This is a genomic window from Chloroflexus sp. (assembly GCF_049970315.1).
Taxonomy (GTDB): Bacteria; Chloroflexota; Chloroflexia; order Chloroflexales; family Chloroflexaceae; genus Chloroflexus.
In genome coordinates, this window is the sequence record NZ_JBMFNE010000023.1 from 13,763 (window position 1) to 33,324 (window position 19,562).

Genomic DNA, 19,562 nt, shown 5'->3' on the forward strand with positions numbered 1-19,562 from the left:
CCGATGCGTATGAAAACGTTTCATTATCTTTTCATCATATGGTCAGTCCTCCTCTGGCTGCTGGTCGGATGTGGAGCCGCAGCTTTGGAGGAAGATATTGGCTTGGGTGGTGTAACGCCGGAAGCTGTCGTCGAGAGCTTTCTCGAAGACGTAAATGCGGCTCTTACCGATCCATTGCTCAGCGAGGCGATGGCACGAAACGTGTGGGCCAATCGGCTGGCAAGCTATTTTGCGCCCGGCGAGCGCGCCGATCAGCGCCTCGTTATGCAGGAAATGCTCGATGGATTTGCACGTGCAAACACCCAGCCGGCACGTGGCAGCCGGGCCGAAGTAGTCATCACCTACGACCGCACGCGCGTGTTGCAAATAAGGGAGAATACGGCATTGGTCGACGTCGTCAATGCAATTATGACCGTGCGTTGGCGCGATAACGACGGTAATGTGGTTCTTGAACGCAGTGGTGCCTTGCTCCAACTGATCGGACGTGAAGCGAGTGGGTTGCCGGTCATTCGGGTCGATGGACGCTGGTATTTAACCGAGGCGGGATAACAAACGTACATTCATTCCAATGCAGAAGGGGCGGGATCGAACCCCGCCCCTACCAACGATAGCGATGCACATTACGCCGGCAACGGGCTTGGACCGCTCAAACCCATCTGCGGTGTATCCGGCTGTACCGGTCGATCCTCGGTACGGCCGTTCGGTATCGCATTACCGCTCTTACTCAGATCGAGAGTTAGCGGCTTCACCCGCCGAATCAACTCTTCGAGCTGCTCACCGTCAAGCGTCTCATACTCAATCAAGGCATTCGCCATATCATCGAGTACTGCCCGGTTCTGGAGTAGGATCTGCTGCGCCGTTTCGTAGGCTTCGCTTACGATCGCATGCACCTCTTCATCGATTTGGCGGGCAACCTCATCACCATAGTTGCGCTGCTCGCTAATCTCGCGACCAAGGAAGATCAGCTCTTCCTTCTCACCAAAGACGATCGGGCCGAGACGCTGGCTCATACCGTAGCGCGTCACCATCGCACGAGCGATACGGGTCACCTGAACCAGATCACCGGAGGCGCCGGTTGTCACCTCTTCGTTACCGAAAACAATCTCTTCAGCAACTCGTCCACCCAATGAAACAGCTAGTCGCGCTTTAAATTGCGAAACAGTGCGCAAATTGAGGCTATCCTCGTCAGGCAAGAAAAGTGTATAGCCACCTGCCTGACCACGCGGGATAATTGTCACTTTTTGCACCTTATCGGCTTTGGGCAAAGCAGCACCGACAATTGCATGTCCAGACTCGTGGTACGCCACCACCAGCTTCTGGCGATCGGTCATCACCCGCGAGCGACGCTCAGGACCACCGATAGCCACCCGCTCGACCGCATCTTGGAACTCGGCCATGCTAATCTTGCGCTTCGAGCGACGTGCTGCCAGAATTGCCGCTTCATTCACCACATTCATCAGGTCAGCACCAGAGAAACCGGGGGTCTGGCGGGCGAGAATCTCTAGATTCACATCCTCGGCCAGTGGCTTACCCTTAACGTGAACCTTCAGGATCTCGATCCGCCCACGCACATCGGGCGCATCGAGCACTACTTGGCGGTCAAAGCGGCCGGGGCGAACGAGCGCCGGATCGAGCACATCAGGTCGGTTCGTGGCAGCAATCACGATCACGTTGGTATTGGTATCGAACCCATCCATCTCAACCAGAATCTGGTTGAGTGTCTGTTCACGTTCGTCGTGTGACCCACCGAGACCGGCACCACGCTGACGACCGACAGCATCGATCTCATCAATGAAAACGATACAAGGTGCGTTACGCTTAGCCTGATCGAATAGATCGCGAACGCGAGAAGCACCAACACCGACGAACATCTCGACAAACTCGGAGCCGGAGATGCTGAAGAAAGGTACACCGGCCTCACCGGCAACCGCTCGCGAGAGCAGCGTTTTACCGGTACCGGGCGGGCCAACCATCAGTACACCGCGCGGAATGCGGGCGCCAAGAGCGGCGAACTTATCCGGGAACTTGAGAAACTCAACGATCTCGGCCAAGTCTTGCTTAGCCTCTTCCTGACCGGCAACATCGGCAAACGTAATGGTCGGCTTATCGCCGGCGAACATGCGTGCGCGGCTTTTACCGAACGACATCGCCTGATTGTTGCTTCCTTGGGCTTGGCGCATAAAGAAGACAAAAAAGCCGATCAGCAATAGGGTTGGCAAGAGGATCGTAAAGATACTCAGCAAACCGCCCCACGCCGGCGCTGGCTGCACAATAACGTTAATCGTGCGCTGCCCTTGTTCGTTGCGCAGCGGCACACCGTAATCGGCCAACAACCGCATCACGCTATCGGCCGACTCAAGCCGGGAGCGATATTTCTTGCCGTCATTGTAGGTAACGATAATCTGCTCGTCACCGGCTTGCGCCTGAATCTCGCGCACCAAGCCGGCTTGGGCATCGGCAATCACATCGGCGATGCCTTTCTCTTCCGTCTGGCTGGCCCCTGGACCAAGGTATTGGAAAAAGAGCGCAAGAGCCGCAACCAGAATGATCAGATAGACAAAACTATTTTTCAACCAACGGTTATCACCCATACATCTTCTTTCTAGAGGGGTTGCCTCACGATTGCATCTTGGTGTGATAACGAAATCAACCGATGCAGAGGAACAGTGCCCCGACTATCAAGGAGGCTCCGATTACAAAATGGCAGCATGCCCATGTGCATGCTTGCCGTATTGGAATTATAGCATCAGCCGATCGGCAGAGGCAAGGGAACAGATCACAGTCAAAATGTGATCTGGATCACATGCCTACGGATGCGCAGCCCGGTTGGTGAACAAACGTGTTCCGTTATCAGGAGCCGCATGGCTGTGCGGCGCTACAGTTTAGATATTCTGGCGCTTTACGACAGGAGCCGTAGCCGTTCGGCGCTACAGTTTGCGGCGGTTTACGATAGGTAGACTTCAGGGCGGAGGACACCGATAAACGGCAGATTGCGGTAGCGCTCGGCATAGTCGAGGCCATAGCCGACAACAAACGCATTGGGAATATCAAAACCGACATAATCAACCGGCACGTCAGCAGTGCGACGTTCGGGCTTGTTGAGCAGGGTGCAGATGCGTAAACTAGCCGGGTTGCGGCGCAACAATTGGGCACGCAGGTACGCCAGGGTCAATCCACTGTCGATAATATCTTCGACGATTAGCACATGGCGGTGCGAGATGTCGGTGTCGAGATCTTTCATCAGACGCACCACACCTGATGACTCGGTACTGGCCCCATAACTGGCGACGGCGATAAAATCTATCGCAAGGGGAAGATCGATGGCTCGAGCGAGATCGACCATAAACATCGCGCATCCCTTCAGGACCCCAACCAGCAACAGATCACCGATTGCACGATAGTCGTTGGTGATAGCGGTACCAAGTTCGGCAACGCGCTGTTTGATCTGCTCTTCGCTAATTAAGATATAGTCAATATCTTGGCGCATACTTACTCCTGGTCAGTTACGTTTGGGGCCAACCATTCCGATCCACATTGTAGCCTGATTCGGGTCGGCTGCGGCAACACCGGTCGCGACCCGCAATCCGACTAACCACAAGATCCGATCGGTCGCGTCTACCAGCACCGGCCAATGATCGCGCAGCACGCGCGGTAGATGGAGGTCAACGAAGATATCCTGCAAGCGACGACTACCGGGGGCACCTGCCGGACGCATCCGGTCGCCGGGACGACGCGAACGAAGGGTGAGCGGACCAACGGGTGGATGGGCGAGTGGCAACCACCAATGGTCCGGCATCGTTGGCGGATCGACCTGCACCACGCAATACCACCCGTTAGGCAGAAAAACCTTGCCGCTTGTCGGTAACAACATCGGTTCATAGACTTGAGGTGCTAGTGGCGGTTCAGCATCAGGCAAGGCAACGGTCACTGTCAATTGATCGCAGGTTAGAACGAGTTGTGGCGTCAGCCGCATCTGCCGACCTGCCTGCCCTTTGAGCATCTGTAGGGCAGCGTTGATCTGGGCCAAGCTTGGTTCTTCTGCGCCGAGTTCGGCGATTGCGCGTCGAAGCGCATAGCGCTGTAATGCCGGATGCAGTACCCGCAGCGCGGCGCGGTCGAAGGCAATGAGTCCGCGCCGCCGTTCGGCGATCAGCGTCGGCCACTGCACTGCGAGCATCTGCTGGATGTAATCGTAATCTTCGGCACAAATACGAGCGGTGCGGTTCAGCGCAGCGTAGATTTGTGGGTTTTCGGTAGCAAGTTGTGGTAGAAGCTGATGACGGATGCGAGCACGTAGATAGTGGAGATTACGGTTGGTCGGATCGTCGCGTGGGGTCAGGGCGTGCAGCTTACAGTAGTCGGCCAGCGTCGTGCGGCGAATCGTCAGCAATGGACGGAGCAGTGGCGGCCCAGAAGAGGGTACTACGCCGGCAGCAATCGCCGGCGCAGCCCATTCCGACCACACAACCCGCTCACGCATCCCGCGTAATCCAACCGGCCCGGCACCACGCAGAAGATGCATCAGCACCGTCTCTGCTTGATCATCGGCCTGATGCGCAACCAGGACAGCATCAACACCCTCGGCGATGGCAGTTCGCGCAAGGAAGGTATAGCGAACCATCCGCGCAGTGGCTGAAGTCGTACCGAGTGGTAAGTGCGCCTGCTCAATAACTGCGCGCAAGCCCCATTCAGCCGCGAGCGAGGCGACAAACGCCGCATCTGCTGCCGATTCGGCCCCGCGCAGGCCATGATCGAGATGGGCCACAATCGGAACAGGACCACCCTCGGCTTGTAGGGTAGTGAGCATATGCAGCAGGGCGAGCGAATCGCTACCCCCAGAGACAGCGACCAGCAAGCGAGCAGTAGCCTTCCCGACCCCTTCAGCGAGTAAGAACTGGCGTAGGTAGTTGATCATCGACATCCCTATTGTGGAAGCAAGGAATGCAAAGCCGGTGAGCATTGCTCACCGGCTATTGGTGCCGGAGGCGGGATTCGAACCCGCGACCTAACGATTATGAGCCGTTTGCTCTACCGCTGAGCTACCCCGGCACAGCTCCACAGTGTACCACTGAACCGGCGATTAGTCAAGGTTTCGCCGGTCGGATGAATCCAGCCAACGCTGCCAGCGGGAGCGCGGTACGCGGCAAGAAACCGTTGTGCCACAGACCGCCATGGTTTGCTTGTGTACAGAGCAACTCGAGTGGATGATCAATTGCCACCCCAGGATCGGCAAAACAGTTGCGACAGCGTAGATCGTGAACCCACAACGCTGCCATCAACGCACCGGTCGTTTCAGGAGCGAAAATCTCGACGCCGAAGAGGTGTGCACCATTGTAACCGGCTCTCAGCGCAGGATTCTTGATCACCGAGCGTGTCATCGTGGAAGGTGCGACATTGATCGAAACCCGCTGACCGCTAGCCCGCGCGATGATGGCACGCCACTGCTGAATCCGCTTGGCAAGGGCGTAGTTGGGACCTTGTTCAAGAAAGAGACAATCAACAATCCCGTACCGTTTGCCATTGATACTGGTGATCAGTTCACGGATATGCGGCTGTAACAACTGCCCGGCACTCAGGACACGTAAGATCGTGGCAGGTAGCTTTCCAAGTGGACGGGCCGCAGCAGCATTGGCCATCGCTGCTAGCGCGGTAGCTTCCGGTACGGCAAAGACATCGGTTGGGGTAGCCATTGTCATGAGCGTTGTATTGGGATAGGCCGCACTCACCGTCGCAACGATAACATCCATCGCTAAAACTACACGTACATGACGCTCACCGTCGAGGTAGGCAAGCGTCGCAATATCGAGTGGCCGCATCAACGACAGCAACCATGCTGCAACCTCCGGCGCGTGGGTGAGCAGATCAACCCCGGCTATCGAAAGCCACTGTTCAGGTGGAGCGTCGGCGGAAACCGGTTGCGAAACCGGTACAAATAGCTTTGCATTACCGGCTGAAACCAGCTCGATGATCCGTTGCCAGCGAGGCGGATCGGGAACATCGACTGCAATGATATTAGCTCGCCACCGGGCCAGCGCCGCCAACGGTCCGGCTTCCGAACCGGCGCCGAGCAAGACTAGTGTGCGGTCGGAGAGATCGAGCCATTCTGGGTGTTCCATTACCTCGATCAAGGCCCGAGCGCAACCGGGTTCGATAATCCCAGTACTTTCCCAATGGGCAATCTGTGCGTGCAGAGCTGCACCATGAAGCCATTGGCCGCGATAAGGGATAGCAAAAGGGGCGATAGTATCAGGCCCCCTACCGCGTAGCATTGCTGTAAAGAGGGTTGCCGGACGTGGATGCCGCATCGCCTCGATCAACGGCATCGCCATACCATCACGCACCCACTCGACCTGCTGCCAAGCCGCAGCGATCCCATCGGTAGCAATAGTCAATGCCTGCGTCGGATCGGTGATGGTAGCCGCCGTTAATGCGCGAAAATACCGCGGATAGGCACGGCGCCAGTTGGGTTCTTGGTTAAGAGCTGCCACCGTCTGTGCATCAATTCCACTCAACGCGGCCCTGATAATCGCCCGATTAGATTGGGTCGAGCTACGCTTTCCATCGGGTCCGGCAACGAACTGCAATCCCTCTGCTACCTGTACTGCCTGCAAGCTCAGATCACGCATATCACTCCCGCATATATTGCCAACGCATATCGCCGGTCGACGCTCTACGAACGCATCGCCAACGCTGCTTGCAACGTCGCCGCAGTACGAATCGCAGAGAGATCGGCGCCAAGACTCACAAGCGTCTGTGCGACTTCGGGGCGAACGCCGGCTAAAACCGTTACCGTTCCCATTAAACGTGCCGCTTGAGCAACCTGAAGCAAACCGGCGGCAGCGTGGGAGTCGATGATCGCCACTCCGGTCACATCGATCACCAGCACGCGGGCATTCGTCTGCTCAATGGCGGTGAGGGCTGCTTGCAGCAACTGCTGGATCCGCGTTTGATCAAGTTGACCGATGATCGGTGTCACCAGGGTCTCATCGTTAATCGGAATCATCGGCGCCGAGAGATTGATAATCTGCTGGTTAAGTTGTTGTTGAGCCGCGAGTGCCGCTTGCAATTGTGCCATCGTCGCCTGCTGCTCGGCAGTCAATCGCTCTAAGGCAGCAGTGCGTTCGATAACCCGCCGCTCGAGATCGGCATTTAGTTCGGCCAGCCGGCGATTAGCCGCTTCAGCTTGCTGACGTAGCTGACGCGCCTCCTCGAGGGCTGTTGCCAAACTACGCGCGCCGATGAACGTAATCAACGCACTGACGGTCAGTAAGACTGTTAAATGAGCAGCGGCCAGATCAAGCGAAATTATGGCACGCTGGCTAGATGGCAAGCTGAGGATAACACCACCAAGAGCCGCGAGCGCCAAACCGAGCACAACCCAGATCTGATTTGGTCGCAGAAGTACGCTGGCGAGCAAGATGCTTAGCAGCAAGTAGAAGAGATTAAAGGGCGAGTTAGGATTGAGAAACATCCCACTCAGCGCACCGATACCGCTCACCACAATCAGAACATATGAGCCGGCGGTGACAAACCCCTTGCGACCGAGCCATGCGGCGGTGGCAAAGACCAAAGTAGCCAAACCAAGATTGATAAAACGACCGGGGGTTGGTTGGAAGAGTGTCAGCAAGATCCCAATCGTCAGTAAAATCACGACAGTACCTAACGACAACGTAACGAGAATCTGACCACGACGCTGTTCGTCAGGTGTCCGAGCTTGCATAGTGATGAGGGGTGCAAGATATTTTATCATCAGTTTAACCTCCCAAATGGTTGGGATATTATATACCGTAGAAAACCGATTGGGAGACACGATAGAATCATATGGTAGCCAAGCGACGACTCAGCATGAGCGCCATTTGGGGGTTAGGAGCAGTTGTAATATCGGTCAAACCACTATTGAGATGAACGAGTGTCTGAGCCACAGCAGGACGAATGCCGCTGATAATAGTGCGTGCACCCAGCAAGCGAATCGCAGCAGCCGTATCGATCAGGGCCTTAGCGACGGCAGTATCAATGATGGTAATGCCGGTAATATCAATAATCACGGTATGAGCACGTTGTTCAGCGACCAAATCGAGAATGCGACGGCGCAACTGTTCGGCCCGACGGCTATCGAGATTACCAACGAGCGGAACCAACAATACCTGATCGTCAATCTTGAGCACCGGCAACTCGAGGGCAGCAACCAACTCGAGCAGACGCTGCTGTTCTTCCGCCCGCTGTGCAATCTCACACCGGGCAGTTTCAGCAACCTGTCGGGCAGCCTCAGCTTCAGCCGCACGTTGATCGGCAAGATCGAGAGCTTGCACCTGGGCCACAACAATCTGATCGAGAAAGGCCCAAATCGCGATCATCAGGGCAGCTAGACTACTCGCCTGTAAAAAGCGCAGTAATTCGAGCGGAATCGATTGTTGTTCAGTCGTTGGCCCAAGGATAACAATCGCTACAATCAAGAGCGCGCATGTGATCATCACTCCAATCGTAAACGCACGCCGTCCATGTAATCCGGCCAACAAAATGACGACAGCCAGAAACGGAGCAACAGCCAGCCGCAATTCGGGCATCCAAACGGCAATGACCATCTCATTGACGATGACAGCCAAGCTAAAGGGAAGAATAACTTGCCAGATGGGACATTCGTGAGTTAACAACCATAACGTCGCCAGACAACCCAAACCGGTAACCAGAGCAACGACAATAACCAGACCGATAACGAGATGTGTTGTAAGTACATACACGATCAGCGTTAATAGTATAGCAACAGCAGCAATGATGAGAGTGCTAAGCGCGATATTACGGATGATGCGGCGATAGAACCGATCAAGAAACGCTTGTGACGTACTCATCACCACCTCCTAAGTATGGATAACACCGACCACCCGCACTCATATACGTTTAACAATACCACACTACACTCGATTTTGACTGGCACGTGTGAATTATATTTTGCAAACGCACCTACGGGTGGTCAAAGACTTCGAAATAACCAATTATGCCATGGTGTGTCGTGAGACCAGTAATCTTTTTCGCTCTCGCATCAGCCGGCCAACTTTCGAAATAACCGATTATGCTACGGTGTGTCGTGAGAACCGATGTGAGTCGTTCTAACATTAATTTTGAACATGGAGCGGGGTTTATATATAATGTACGATACATCGTCGTAGGATTGCACTTCAGGAGAATAACCCATGCATCTCTCCACTACTACTCTACGATCAATCCCCGTCGCAAACTGGTTTCGCGTTTTGAAGCATGAAATCCATCTCTACTGGCGCTTCACCCGTTACGATATTTCAGCGACAGTTATTCCGGGGGTGGCATTCGCTTTAGCGGCATGGCACCAAGGCCAACCCAACTGGGCTGCTTTACCCGGTCTTATCGGGTGGGGAGTAGTGTACTTTTGGCTTTATTCCGTCTGTTTTTGTATTTCCAACCAATTGGCCGGCGAATCGGAGGATCGTCTTAACAAACCAGATCGCCCCTTAATCAGTGGACTGGTTTCACGTCAGGGTGCGATGGTCCGCTGGATTATCTTTATGGCCCTCTTCGCACTGGTAGGTTGGTACTTAGGTGTGCTTGAATGGACACTCCTTTGGCAAATAACGCTTACCCTCCACAATTTTGGACGTTTTGCGGGCCACTATTGGGGTAAGAACCTCTCGATGGTTTTTGGCGCGATTGCCCAATTGGCCGCAGCTTGGCAGATGGTACGACCGATTACGCCAGCAGCGTGGGTATGGTTGCTGGTACCTAGCATTACGCTGCTCTCGAATGCCTCACTCCAAGATTTACGCGATATTGACGGTGATCGAATGAACGGTCGCCGCACGATGCCAATCGTATTTGGTGAAACATTTACGCGCATCTTTGTCGCTATTGCATTCGGATGTGTTGCTTTACTTACCCACTTCGCTTTGTTCGTACCTGCCGGTCTCAATACCGGTACCCTCTTGCTTGATGGAATACAGGCCGGTATTTGTTTGGTCATCGCCGGGCGAGTGCTCTTCTTTCGCACACCTGCCGCCGATCATGTGTCGTATATAATGTATACTTACTGGTACAGCTTCCTGCTCGCGGCTGCCATTGTCGTACTGTAACGATTGATCAGAGGTCTGTATCGATCAACGGTAGACATTATTCAGACTTCTACACCATGCAGATCCGAGGTACGCTGGAGCGTACCTCGGCTTACCTTGCGCATATACCGATTAGAATCGGCTCCACAAATACTGATTCGTCACCTCATGGTGAAACTGGACTTCAGCCCGCTTGATCAAGGTACCGAGCCGGCGCGGGCAGCGGTCGGCTACCGTCGTCTTCAGATCGGCAAAGCGGGCATGCACGCTCTCACCCATGATTTGGGCCATAAAGGCGCTTTGACGGAAGTTAGCAATCGCGTCGTAGATATTATCCGGCAATAGCGCTGTACTATTCCGTACATCGGTTGTGGGCAACGGCCCTTCAAGACCGGTACGCAGCAGGGCATAGATAGCCAAATAGGGATTGGCATCGGGCGCGATTGAACGTACCTCGATCCGCGCTGAACGTGCATTTCCGATGGGGATTCGGATCATCGAGCCACGGTCGGTCGGTGAAACTTTAATCTGGTTGGGTGCCTCAAAGTGCGGATCAAGCCGCCGGTAGGCATTCACACTCGAGTTCAGAATGAGGCACAGATCCTGCGCACTATTGAGAATGCGGTCAATGAAACTCCACGCCAGTTCCGAGAGCCGTTCGGGGCCGTTGGCATCGTAGAACAGATTTACCCCTTGCCGCGACAGCGAGATGTTGGTATGCATCCCATTACCGTTCACGCCGGTAATCGGTTTTGGCAGAAAACTCGCTGTCATATCGAGTTTACTGGCAACTTGGCGGCAGATCAGCTTATAGAGGAGGATTTGATCGGTAGCAATCGTTGCCTCGGTGTAGCTATAGTTCATCTCGAACTGCGAGGGTGCGACTTCGGGGTGATCCTTCTCGTTCTCAAATCCCATCGCGCGCTGTGCTTCGGCAGCCATATCGATGAACTGGCGCAGTGGATCGCCCGGCAGCGAGTGATAATAGCCGCCGGTGCTGACCATCGTAAATTCACCAGTCTCGCGGTAGCGCTGTTCAGCATTCCGTCCTTTGAAAAGAAAGCCTTCGATCTCGGTAGCAACATTGCACGTCAAGCCATCGCGCTGATACAGTTCATTCACATACCGGTGCAGCCGACCTCGCATATCAGCTTCATAAGGGGTCCCGTCTTGGTTCAGCACATACCCAAACACCAACACCTTACCGGGCCCAAAGATGTCGGCCGGAAGCCAATAAAAAGCCGACCAGTCGATGGCGAGACGGAGATCCGACTCGGCCTGCACCGAAAAGCCCCGCACCGATGAGCCGTCAAAGGTGAGATTATCGGCGGAGGATAACAGAAACTTCTTGTCGTAATCGAGCATGTGCAGGCGACCTTCGAGATCGGTAAAGCAAACCGTGACCGCTTTGATCCGACGCTCGTCGGTTAGATAACGCATCCGTTCCTCGCGCATAACATCCGGCGCGACCCGCGCCAAGCGCTGACGCTTCACACTTAAGTTCAGCTCTTCTAATTGCTCGTAGGGGATTTCGAGAAAGTCGCGCAATTCGCTCATGGTTTTTTCCTTTTCACTGCGGAGTGTGCAATTATTGAAGCATATTATACTCTGAAGCATAACATTCTCTGTTAACGCTGTTGCGTGACGAGCCTACGGCAAGCTATGTGCCAAACATACGTGCGCCGTTGCCGTGATACAGGAAGCAACGGCGCAGCATACCGAACAATGGTTAGGTTGGTCTTCCCACCTCTTCACTGTGACGACCGAATCTCGTACACCTGCCAGCCCAACGGCGTAAACACAACCACAACATCTAACCGAATCTGACCACGATGACAGGCAAACCGCAATGGAATCACCAGCTCCATACCGAAGATCGGCCAGTCAGTCGGTCGACGGTACGGTCCTAACACAAAGCTTGGCGGGTGATCCGCGTGCTGCCATTCCGCCAGTAGCAGATGAAGCGATGCCGGTCGCTGCATATGGCCGGCAAAGGCGACAACGGCAGTTTGTGGATCGTGCTCGACCGCATCAAGCAACTCGCGGATGATGAAGGTCGGTTCGCGGTAGGGACGAGTTAGGGTAGCAACCGATTCACGCAGCGATGGCCAGGTGTGACCTAGCCCCAGACCAACAACCAGACTCGTCAGACAACATAAACACCCGAACAACAACGAGCGCATAGTTTTTCTCCACGCTTGCCGATAGGCAAGGCAGGTGGCGTTGTTACCACCTACCTGTGCGCTGCGTTATTTCAAGGTGCGCAGATACGCCATCAAATCAGCCATCTCCTGATCGGTCAGATTATGTGGGGGCATATAACCGATCCGACCGGTGCCACCGGTACGAATCCACTCGGCAATATTCACTTCGCTGCGCTCTTTGCCATTGGGCAACATCCCCTTATAATCTACACCCTTCGGCAACACCGGCCCAGAGGCGCTAAACAGACCGGCTAAACCGGGACCGACAAGCACTTCTTTAGAAGTGGTATGACAAGCCGCACAGGGACCAAACAGTTCCTTTCCGTGCTTAGGATCACCCTTCGATGAAAGTGACGTATCGGCCAACGCCGCCGGCAATTCGGCTACCGACATCGATGAGGAGGTTTGTTGGTTACCGCCACAGGCGGTCAACAGCCCGATCAACAGCAGAGTAAACGTCCACGCAATAGTGCGGTTCATCGCTCCACTCCTTGTGCATCAAAATCTCGTGACCGGTCAATGGTAAAGTAGTCGGACGATTCGGTGATAATGACCCAGATTCACCGTCCTGTGTCGACAAACGTCTAGGCCAAGCACAAGGAGTAAAGGCGAGGTGGCGGTGTGGGTGGTGGAAGTGAAAAGGTAACCGGTAGAGGAAAGCGGATGCCCGGCAATACGGTTATCAACGGCACAACGAATAGGACCGCGAGCAGCAGTGGTGGCAACATTTCGTAGACTGCACGCGGCTGGATTCCGGCCAGCGGCGCCGGTGTATCAGGCATCGGTTGCACACCCTCATCACCACGAGACACATCACAGAGGAAGAAGTTCTGGGTTGCGTCTTGCCGTAACCAATCGTGGATGAGACAGTGCAATACACAACTGAGCGGGCTGAGTACACCTAGCTCAAGGGCGACAAGGATAGTGAGGAAACGTACTATCCACCGACCACAACTATTAACTTGCCGGCTAAGCCGGCTATGACAAAAGATTGTGCCGTTTTTCACAACACTTATAGTATCGTGCAGGATAACTCCTGTCAAGAGGATGAAGCTGCGCAAGAGGCGGGCAAGACTTGGATACAGGGCAAACGGATGGTAAGGAACAATTGCCAAGCTGGTGGTTATCGTACCGGCTTGGCAACCGCTTTGCAACTTTCCACCGACAAGCTGGGCGTGTAACTGTGAAGCGGTTTATCCATTGTGGTGTGGGGAAGGGAGCGCAGCAGGTTGACAAAGACAAAGTCTACCCTTGTCGGCGCAACGTGGTCATCTAGGCCGATTCAAGTTCGGCGCGTGGATGCATCATCGGATCGGGAGTTACCGTCGGTTCAGGAGTCGGGCCGGTGTCCGTCCAGCCTTGACTTTCAAGGGTAAACGGTACCTCGGCAATCACCATATCGTGATCGCACACGATCTGGCACGCTAGCCGATATTCGCCTAGTAGACCACGCTCTTTCAACTTGGCATATTCTGGCGCAGTCATCACGTCTGGCTCGCCCTCGGCAAATTTCACCCGACACGTTGTGCAGCGGGCATAACCGCCACAACGGTGACCAATCGCAATACCGGCTTGTTCAATTGCCAATACCAAACGGGTCCCTGCTTCAACCGTAATTGAGCGTTCACCAACGGTAACAGTCGGCATATGTCCTCCGTAGGATGCCCAGAAAAGAATAATAGGAGTACGTATTCAAACTACCACACCTTGCACAATGTCGTCAATGGTAAACGATTCAGCGGTTGACCTGCTGCCACAGCAACGCGACATAGCTGCGTAGATCGCCGGCTGTACCACCACTCAACGGATCGACAACGTCATCGTTCGCACATTGCGCTAGCAACCGGCTGAGCTTGTTTGAGCGAGTGACGGACGGTGTCCATCTGGTTGAGGCGTATCGCTACGCCTGCCATCTCAATCAGCCCTATGACAAAATGCGAGTCGAGATAGAGGCTACACCGATAATTAGCCAAAGCCTCTTCCAAACGGCCATGATGTTCGGCAATCTGGGCAAGGAGGTAATACGCCGGCGCATAGAGCGGATTGATTTCCAACACCTGTTGAACATAGGTTTGGGCCGCGTTCCAATCACCATGATCTGCTGCCACTCGCGCCTGGCGGAGACGTTCTTCCGGCGATGGTGTTGGTGCCGGTACCGGCGCCTGTGCTGACAGTTGCACGGTGAGCACCGGTGAAGATTGGGGAGGTGGTAAGGGTAAAGCGGGGAAATTGGTGGAAGGCATCACAAAGGGAGGCGCCTGCAACGGCTTGAGGTACAACACGGTACCCGGAGCGTTATACGTTTCAAATTGGCGAAACCGTTCGATATGGGGCTCAGCATGATCGACCACGAGCCAACCACCGGGCGTCAAGGCATCGTAGAACCGTTGCACGATCTGTTGCATCGTTCGATCATCGAAATAGATCAGAACATTACGACAAAAAATCAAGTCAAATGCAAGAATTCCTAACTGTGGTGAAGGGTAGGTCGGTTCGACCAGATTCAGTTGGGCGAAGATCACATCATGTTTCACCTCATCATGCAAACGCCAACGACCGTTTTCAGGAATGAAGTAGCGATCCCGCACAGCGGGCGGCATTTCGCGAAACGACCAATTCCCGTACACAGCTTCACGTACCCGTTCGAGAAAACGCCGATTAATATCGGTAGCGAGGATGTTGAACTGCCATGGCGGATCGGTTGGTAACGCTTCACGCAGCGCAATCGCCAACGAATACGGTTCTTCGCCGGTTGCACAGCCGGCACTCCACACCCGCAGATAACGAATCAGATGACGACGCTGAAGCAAATCTGGTACGATCACATCGCGTAGGGCAGCAAACTGAGCAGCATTGCGAAAAAAGTACGTCTCCCAATCGTTAGCTCATTCACCAACTCATTCCACGCCACCGGTGAATGCTCAAGGAGATCGAGTAATTGCGCCGCTACCGATATTCAAGCAACCTTAAGTTAAGAATAGGAATCCGTCCGTTTTTGCCTCCTGTGACCACTCGCCGCACCAACCGTACCGTCGTCTACCGGACGACATCTTTTTGTACCGACAACCACTACTCCGCTAACCAAAAGCGATTGTCTGATAGCAGCACAACGTGTTTACAGCTCAGCCAACAGAGAGTAGCTATGACAGACCCTACCGTGCCATCTTCATGATCGTCGAAGCAGGTCTGATGCGTGACTGCTGCCTGCTCAAGGCATACGCAATACCATCCTGCAACGTCGCCTTGGTTACGATACCGGTGAGATCGATACCAAGCTGCACTAACGTCTGCGCAATCTCCGGGTTAATCCCACTCAACACCACCTGCGCACCTAACAAGGACGCCGCCTGTGCAGTTCGGATCAGAGCACCGGCAACTTGCGTATCAACGACCCTCACGCCGGTAATATCAATGATGGCTACCGTTGCATGATACCGATTAACTCCATCGAGTAAGGTTTCCATCACCTGCTGCGCGCGTGATGAGTCAATGGTTCCGATCAGCGGTATCACGACCACACCATTGGCAATCGGCAGCAGCGGTGTGCTCAACTCACGCAGCACCGCATGTTGGGCTTGAATAATCTGCTCTTGCAATACCAACGTCTGCCGCTCGCGTTCGGCGCGACGCTGCTCGGTTATATCACGTACCAGCACCAGCACATTCTCGCCACTTGGGTGCATACGCGCTTCATAATCGCGCAACTCGCCACCTATCTCCAATTGATATTCGTAGCGCTGCGGCTGACCGGTTTGATTCACGATCTTAAGATGGTGTCGCGTCAGCTCAGCGAGTACGGGTGGTAATACTTCGTCAAAACGGCGATGGAGAAAGACTTCTGGCGGCGCAGCTAGTTCATCACTGCTATCGGCTTTGTACTGCAAAAATATCCCGTCGCGACTGAGCAGAAACATCAGATCGGGCAAAGCTTGCAACAACGCTCGCTGCTGCTGTTCGCTCGCCTGCAAACGGGCCACCGCTTCGAGTTGCTCGGTCAGATCGTGATTGATGATACCAAAACCCATCAGTTTGTCGGTACGGTCGCGTAACACCGGAAGCGCTACTTGCACCGTCAAGAGTGAACCATCGCTGCGGAGGTAGCGCAAGGTACCGTGCGCAGCCGCCTCGGTTGTCGCCTGTCGTACCATAGAGGTAAGGTTTTCTCGATCATCCGGGTAAACCAGATTGGGCCACGCTATGCCGACCAATTGCTCATAACCGAGCAGCTCAAGAAAAGCAGAGTTGGTGTAGGTCAACTGCAAGTCCGGATCAACGATACCAATCCCGTCGGGAGCATTTTCCATCAGCAACCGGAGTGTGCGCAGATATTCGGTTTGTTGACGTTGTTCAGTAATATCTTCATAAAACCCGAGTACACCGATCACCTCACCCTGACGACGCAAGGGTAGCTTAGTCGTGCGGATCCAGATTTGCGTCCCGTCACCGCGGATGAGAGACTCTTCAATATTCGTCTGCGGACCAGAGGCCATCACCACGCGGTCACTGTACTGATAGTGGGCTGCTTGTCGACGCCACGGCAACTCAAAGTCGGTCTTGCCGATAATGTCTTTAAAGCTGCTCAGACCCGCATCTTCTAGAACACGTCGGTTGCAGCCAAGAAAGCGCGATTCTTTATCCTTCCAAAACACACCGAGCGGTAAATGATCGATGACCGTATACAACATCTCGCGCTTCTCGTACAGCTCGCTACGCAGATGGTGTAGGGCCGATATATCGTGCCCAATCGAGGTAAAACTGATAATAGTCCCTTGCTCGTTATAGTGGAGCACTACTGACCACAGGAAATGAAACACCGAGCCATCGCGATGCAGTATCCGGCTCTCAATCTCAGCTGCGCGCCGACCATCCCGCACCCACTCGATCACTGCTTGCTGCAAACGATCACGGTCATCAGGATGAGTCAATTCGAGCACCGTTTTGCCGATACATTCGGCAGGATCATATCCGAAAAAGCGTTGGGCCGTCGGGTTAACGAAGGTGATCACACCTTGTGCATCAGCTTCAGTAACGAGGAGTGATGCACGTTCCATCGTCGCGAGCAGGTGCTCGGAAAGCTGACTACTGCCGGACATCGATGAGGGATCGGGATGCATTAGTTGCCTCTCTAACGCACAGTTGAACAACTTTCATAAATAATTATAACCTAAAACTATGAAGCGAATATTAAGTTCAGATTATTAAACCGTTGTACAAGCTAAGGGAAGGTAGTGGCACATAGGCTGGTGCGGTGGAAACAAGAGTAGCGAGCATGTAGAGAAGGTAGTGTCGGTCAATCGGAAAGTTTTTCTGGGAAAACCGGTGTGAACTACAAAAACAACACAGATGAGCTCCGACAATCAGCCTCGCTTACGATGAAGTGACACCAACGATAGGCATCCCCGATAAGCGGGCGCAACGTTCTCGCTTATCGGGGTGCCATCAGCATTCCCAAGCCATCTACCGAGCATAGATACGCCTAGAAATGGGGGTGTGACTCAAGCTGCTGTACCAACGCCTCGAACAGATCGCTCTCGGTGATAATTCCAATCACCCGTTTGTGCTCATCAATGACCGGTAAGCCACCGATCTTGTTCTCGATCATCAACAGCGCCGCTTCGCGCAAACCGGTCTCCGGCGTCACTGCAATCGGATTGTCGGTCATCACTTCATACACCTTAACATTACGCAATGCCTGCGCAATATCGACCGGATCCAACCCGGCAACCCGCATCACATCAGCACCACGAATATCGCCTTGGGTAATGATGCCCCGCAATTCACCGGTATCAACAACCACCGGCAAACGGCGAATATCATGCTCGCGCATCAGGGCTAAGGCTTCGCTAAGTGGTGCCGCGAGATTCACGGTAATGGCTGGGGTGCGCATCCAATAGCGAATCTCCTGCTCGGCCGGCACAACCGGTTTAGATTTGTTCGTCATAATGCGCCTCCTTGCGCTCATACAACATGCTATGGTTATTATGATCGTAACAGGAACTTAGCAGGATCGCTGTAAAAAGTTGCAGGATTGTAGTGATTATCCGACAACCGGGTTGTACCACAGGCTCATCATCACGGGACGGCAGCGTGAGCAACATCCTATGCCTGAGGCCGCGAAAGCCCGTACAGGCGCACCAGCCCCAAAGGAGTAGTTATGTCCTCACACCATTACTCGCGAAAGTGGTACAATACCGCTACCGGCGAAAGACGAGGTGGGCAATGCAGTGGCGAAGAGGATTGATACTGACCGTACTCCTGGGGTTAATTGCGTGCAATAGCCTGACCCAGAGTCGTCCAACCGTCACCCCAACGAACATCATATCCGTTGCCCTGACGCCGGTGCCAACTGCAACCCCGATCATCGTATCCTTACCACTTGTCAGTGCTGCCGAGACGACACCGACATTACCTGCACCACAATCACTACCATCGCTCCCGTATCGAATTGTAGCGACCTACCCACACGATGCACAGGCGTGGACGCAAGGCCTGATCGTCGCCGGGCCAGGACGGCTCTACGAAGGAACCGGCGATTACGCCAATTCATCACTACGAGAAGTTGATCTCGTCACCGGTGACGTGCTCCGCAGCGTCTCGCTTGGCGATCCAGCTCTCTACGGCGAAGGCATTGCCCAAGTTGGTGACCGAATTTTTCAGCTTACATGGCAAAACGGGCGCGGTTTTATCTACAATGCTGCAACATTTGAACGAACTGGAACATTCACGTATCCAACCCCACCGGCAACGATGCCCCGTGAAGGATGGGGCCTCACCTACGATGGTACCCACTTGATCATGAGCGATGGCACCGCCACCCTCTATTTCATCGATCCCGAACAGACGGTTGCCACCGGGCAATTGAACATTGTTCGCACAGTCACGGTCACGATTGGTGACCAGCCGCGTGACCGATTGAACGAATTAGAGTATATTGACGGTCTGATCTTTGCCAATGTCTGGTATAGCGATCAGATTGTCCTGATCAATCCGACCGATGGCCGCGTTGTGGGCGTACTCGATATGAGTGGACTATTGTCACCTCAAGAACGGGCGACCGCCGATGTCCTGAACGGGATCGCGTATGATCCGGCCAGCAGACACATCTTCGTCACCGGGAAATACTGGCCGCGTCTCTTTGCGATCACACTTGATCAGCAAGTTTACCTGCCGCTGATCTCCAACCGTGACGATCAGTAGCACAATTACCGGCGTTTTTCAAAAGGTATGCCTCAACTACACTACTCAGCGGCATACTTTTTTGGGAAACACAATATCTGCGCCT

17 protein-coding genes and 1 tRNA gene are annotated in these 19,562 nt (G+C 54.1%); 3 read left to right on the top strand and 15 right to left on the bottom strand.

Translation table 11 applies throughout. The features are described 5' to 3' along the window. Positions 1 to 9: 9 nt before the first annotated feature. Positions 10 to 549 (top strand): hypothetical protein, encoded by a 540-nt coding sequence (locus ACP5OT_RS14175; protein WP_424677298.1) that lies wholly within the window; start codon positions 10 to 12, stop codon positions 547 to 549. 71 nt (positions 550 to 620) lie between these two features. Here ACP5OT_RS14175 and ftsH read toward each other — a convergent pair whose 3' ends face one another. The 7 genes from ftsH to ACP5OT_RS14210 all read right to left on the bottom strand — a co-directional run bounded on the left by ftsH (position 621) and on the right by ACP5OT_RS14210 (position 8,846). Continuing rightward, complete coding sequence (gene ftsH / locus ACP5OT_RS14180) at positions 621 to 2,591, bottom strand: ATP-dependent zinc metalloprotease FtsH (protein WP_428111030.1); 1,971 nt, start codon at positions 2,589 to 2,591, stop codon at positions 621 to 623. Positions 2,592 to 2,944: 353 nt separating this feature from the next. After that, a complete protein-coding gene (gene hpt, locus ACP5OT_RS14185; RefSeq protein ID WP_424675821.1) occupies positions 2,945 to 3,487 on the bottom strand; it encodes a hypoxanthine phosphoribosyltransferase in 543 nt (180 codons plus the stop codon). Between the two features lie 12 nt (positions 3,488 to 3,499). Next, a complete protein-coding gene (tilS, locus tag ACP5OT_RS14190; protein ID WP_428132489.1) occupies positions 3,500 to 4,960 on the bottom strand; it encodes a tRNA lysidine(34) synthetase TilS in 1,461 nt (486 codons plus the stop codon). Between the two features lie 14 nt (positions 4,961 to 4,974). Then, positions 4,975 to 5,049, bottom strand: a tRNA-Met gene (locus tag ACP5OT_RS14195). Between the two features lie 35 nt (positions 5,050 to 5,084). After that, entirely contained in the window at positions 5,085 to 6,626 is a 1,542-nt protein-coding gene (locus tag ACP5OT_RS14200) for a hypothetical protein (RefSeq protein WP_428132491.1), read from the bottom strand. Between the two features lie 44 nt (positions 6,627 to 6,670). Then, complete coding sequence (locus tag ACP5OT_RS14205; protein ID WP_424675818.1) at positions 6,671 to 7,750, bottom strand: STAS domain-containing protein; 1,080 nt, start codon at positions 7,748 to 7,750, stop codon at positions 6,671 to 6,673. Positions 7,751 to 7,817: 67 nt separating this feature from the next. After that, complete coding sequence (locus ACP5OT_RS14210; protein ID WP_428111027.1) at positions 7,818 to 8,846, bottom strand: STAS domain-containing protein; 1,029 nt, start codon at positions 8,844 to 8,846, stop codon at positions 7,818 to 7,820. A gap of 399 nt (positions 8,847 to 9,245) precedes the next feature. On the opposite strand from ACP5OT_RS14210, the gene ACP5OT_RS14215 reads away from it, so the two are divergent. Continuing rightward, positions 9,246 to 10,097, top strand: a complete 852-nt coding sequence (locus ACP5OT_RS14215) for a UbiA family prenyltransferase (RefSeq protein WP_428132493.1) — start codon at positions 9,246 to 9,248, stop codon at positions 10,095 to 10,097. 111 nt (positions 10,098 to 10,208) lie between these two features. Here ACP5OT_RS14215 and ACP5OT_RS14220 read toward each other — a convergent pair whose 3' ends face one another. The 8 genes from ACP5OT_RS14220 to ACP5OT_RS14255 form a co-directional block, all read right to left on the bottom strand. Continuing rightward, positions 10,209 to 11,633, bottom strand: a complete 1,425-nt coding sequence (locus tag ACP5OT_RS14220) for a glutamine synthetase family protein (protein ID WP_424675815.1) — start codon at positions 11,631 to 11,633, stop codon at positions 10,209 to 10,211. 194 nt (positions 11,634 to 11,827) lie between these two features. Then, positions 11,828 to 12,259 (bottom strand): hypothetical protein, encoded by a 432-nt coding sequence (locus ACP5OT_RS14225; protein ID WP_428132495.1) that lies wholly within the window; start codon positions 12,257 to 12,259, stop codon positions 11,828 to 11,830. Between the two features lie 66 nt (positions 12,260 to 12,325). Beyond that, positions 12,326 to 12,760, bottom strand: coding sequence for a c-type cytochrome (locus ACP5OT_RS14230; protein WP_424675813.1), 435 nt, complete (start codon positions 12,758 to 12,760; stop codon positions 12,326 to 12,328). Between the two features lie 104 nt (positions 12,761 to 12,864). Next, positions 12,865 to 13,434, bottom strand: a complete 570-nt coding sequence (locus ACP5OT_RS14235) for a hypothetical protein (protein WP_424675812.1) — start codon at positions 13,432 to 13,434, stop codon at positions 12,865 to 12,867. A gap of 118 nt (positions 13,435 to 13,552) precedes the next feature. Next, the gene (locus tag ACP5OT_RS14240; RefSeq protein ID WP_424675811.1) at positions 13,553 to 13,927 is read right to left on the bottom strand and encodes a 2Fe-2S iron-sulfur cluster-binding protein; all 375 of its coding nucleotides are present in this window, start codon (positions 13,925 to 13,927) and stop codon (positions 13,553 to 13,555) included. Positions 13,928 to 14,097: 170 nt separating this feature from the next. Then, positions 14,098 to 15,105 (bottom strand): CheR family methyltransferase, encoded by a 1,008-nt coding sequence (locus ACP5OT_RS14245; protein ID WP_428132497.1) that lies wholly within the window; start codon positions 15,103 to 15,105, stop codon positions 14,098 to 14,100. Between the two features lie 327 nt (positions 15,106 to 15,432). Continuing rightward, positions 15,433 to 17,394, bottom strand: a complete 1,962-nt coding sequence (locus tag ACP5OT_RS14250; protein ID WP_428132499.1) for a PAS domain S-box protein — start codon at positions 17,392 to 17,394, stop codon at positions 15,433 to 15,435. 362 nt (positions 17,395 to 17,756) lie between these two features. Next, the gene (locus ACP5OT_RS14255) at positions 17,757 to 18,221 is read right to left on the bottom strand and encodes a CBS domain-containing protein (RefSeq protein WP_424675807.1); all 465 of its coding nucleotides are present in this window, start codon (positions 18,219 to 18,221) and stop codon (positions 17,757 to 17,759) included. 278 nt (positions 18,222 to 18,499) lie between these two features. Here ACP5OT_RS14255 and ACP5OT_RS14260 point away from each other — a divergent pair, with 278 nt between their 5' ends. Continuing rightward, a complete protein-coding gene (locus ACP5OT_RS14260; RefSeq protein ID WP_428132501.1) occupies positions 18,500 to 19,477 on the top strand; it encodes a glutaminyl-peptide cyclotransferase in 978 nt (325 codons plus the stop codon). Positions 19,478 to 19,562: the final 85 nt, after the last annotated feature.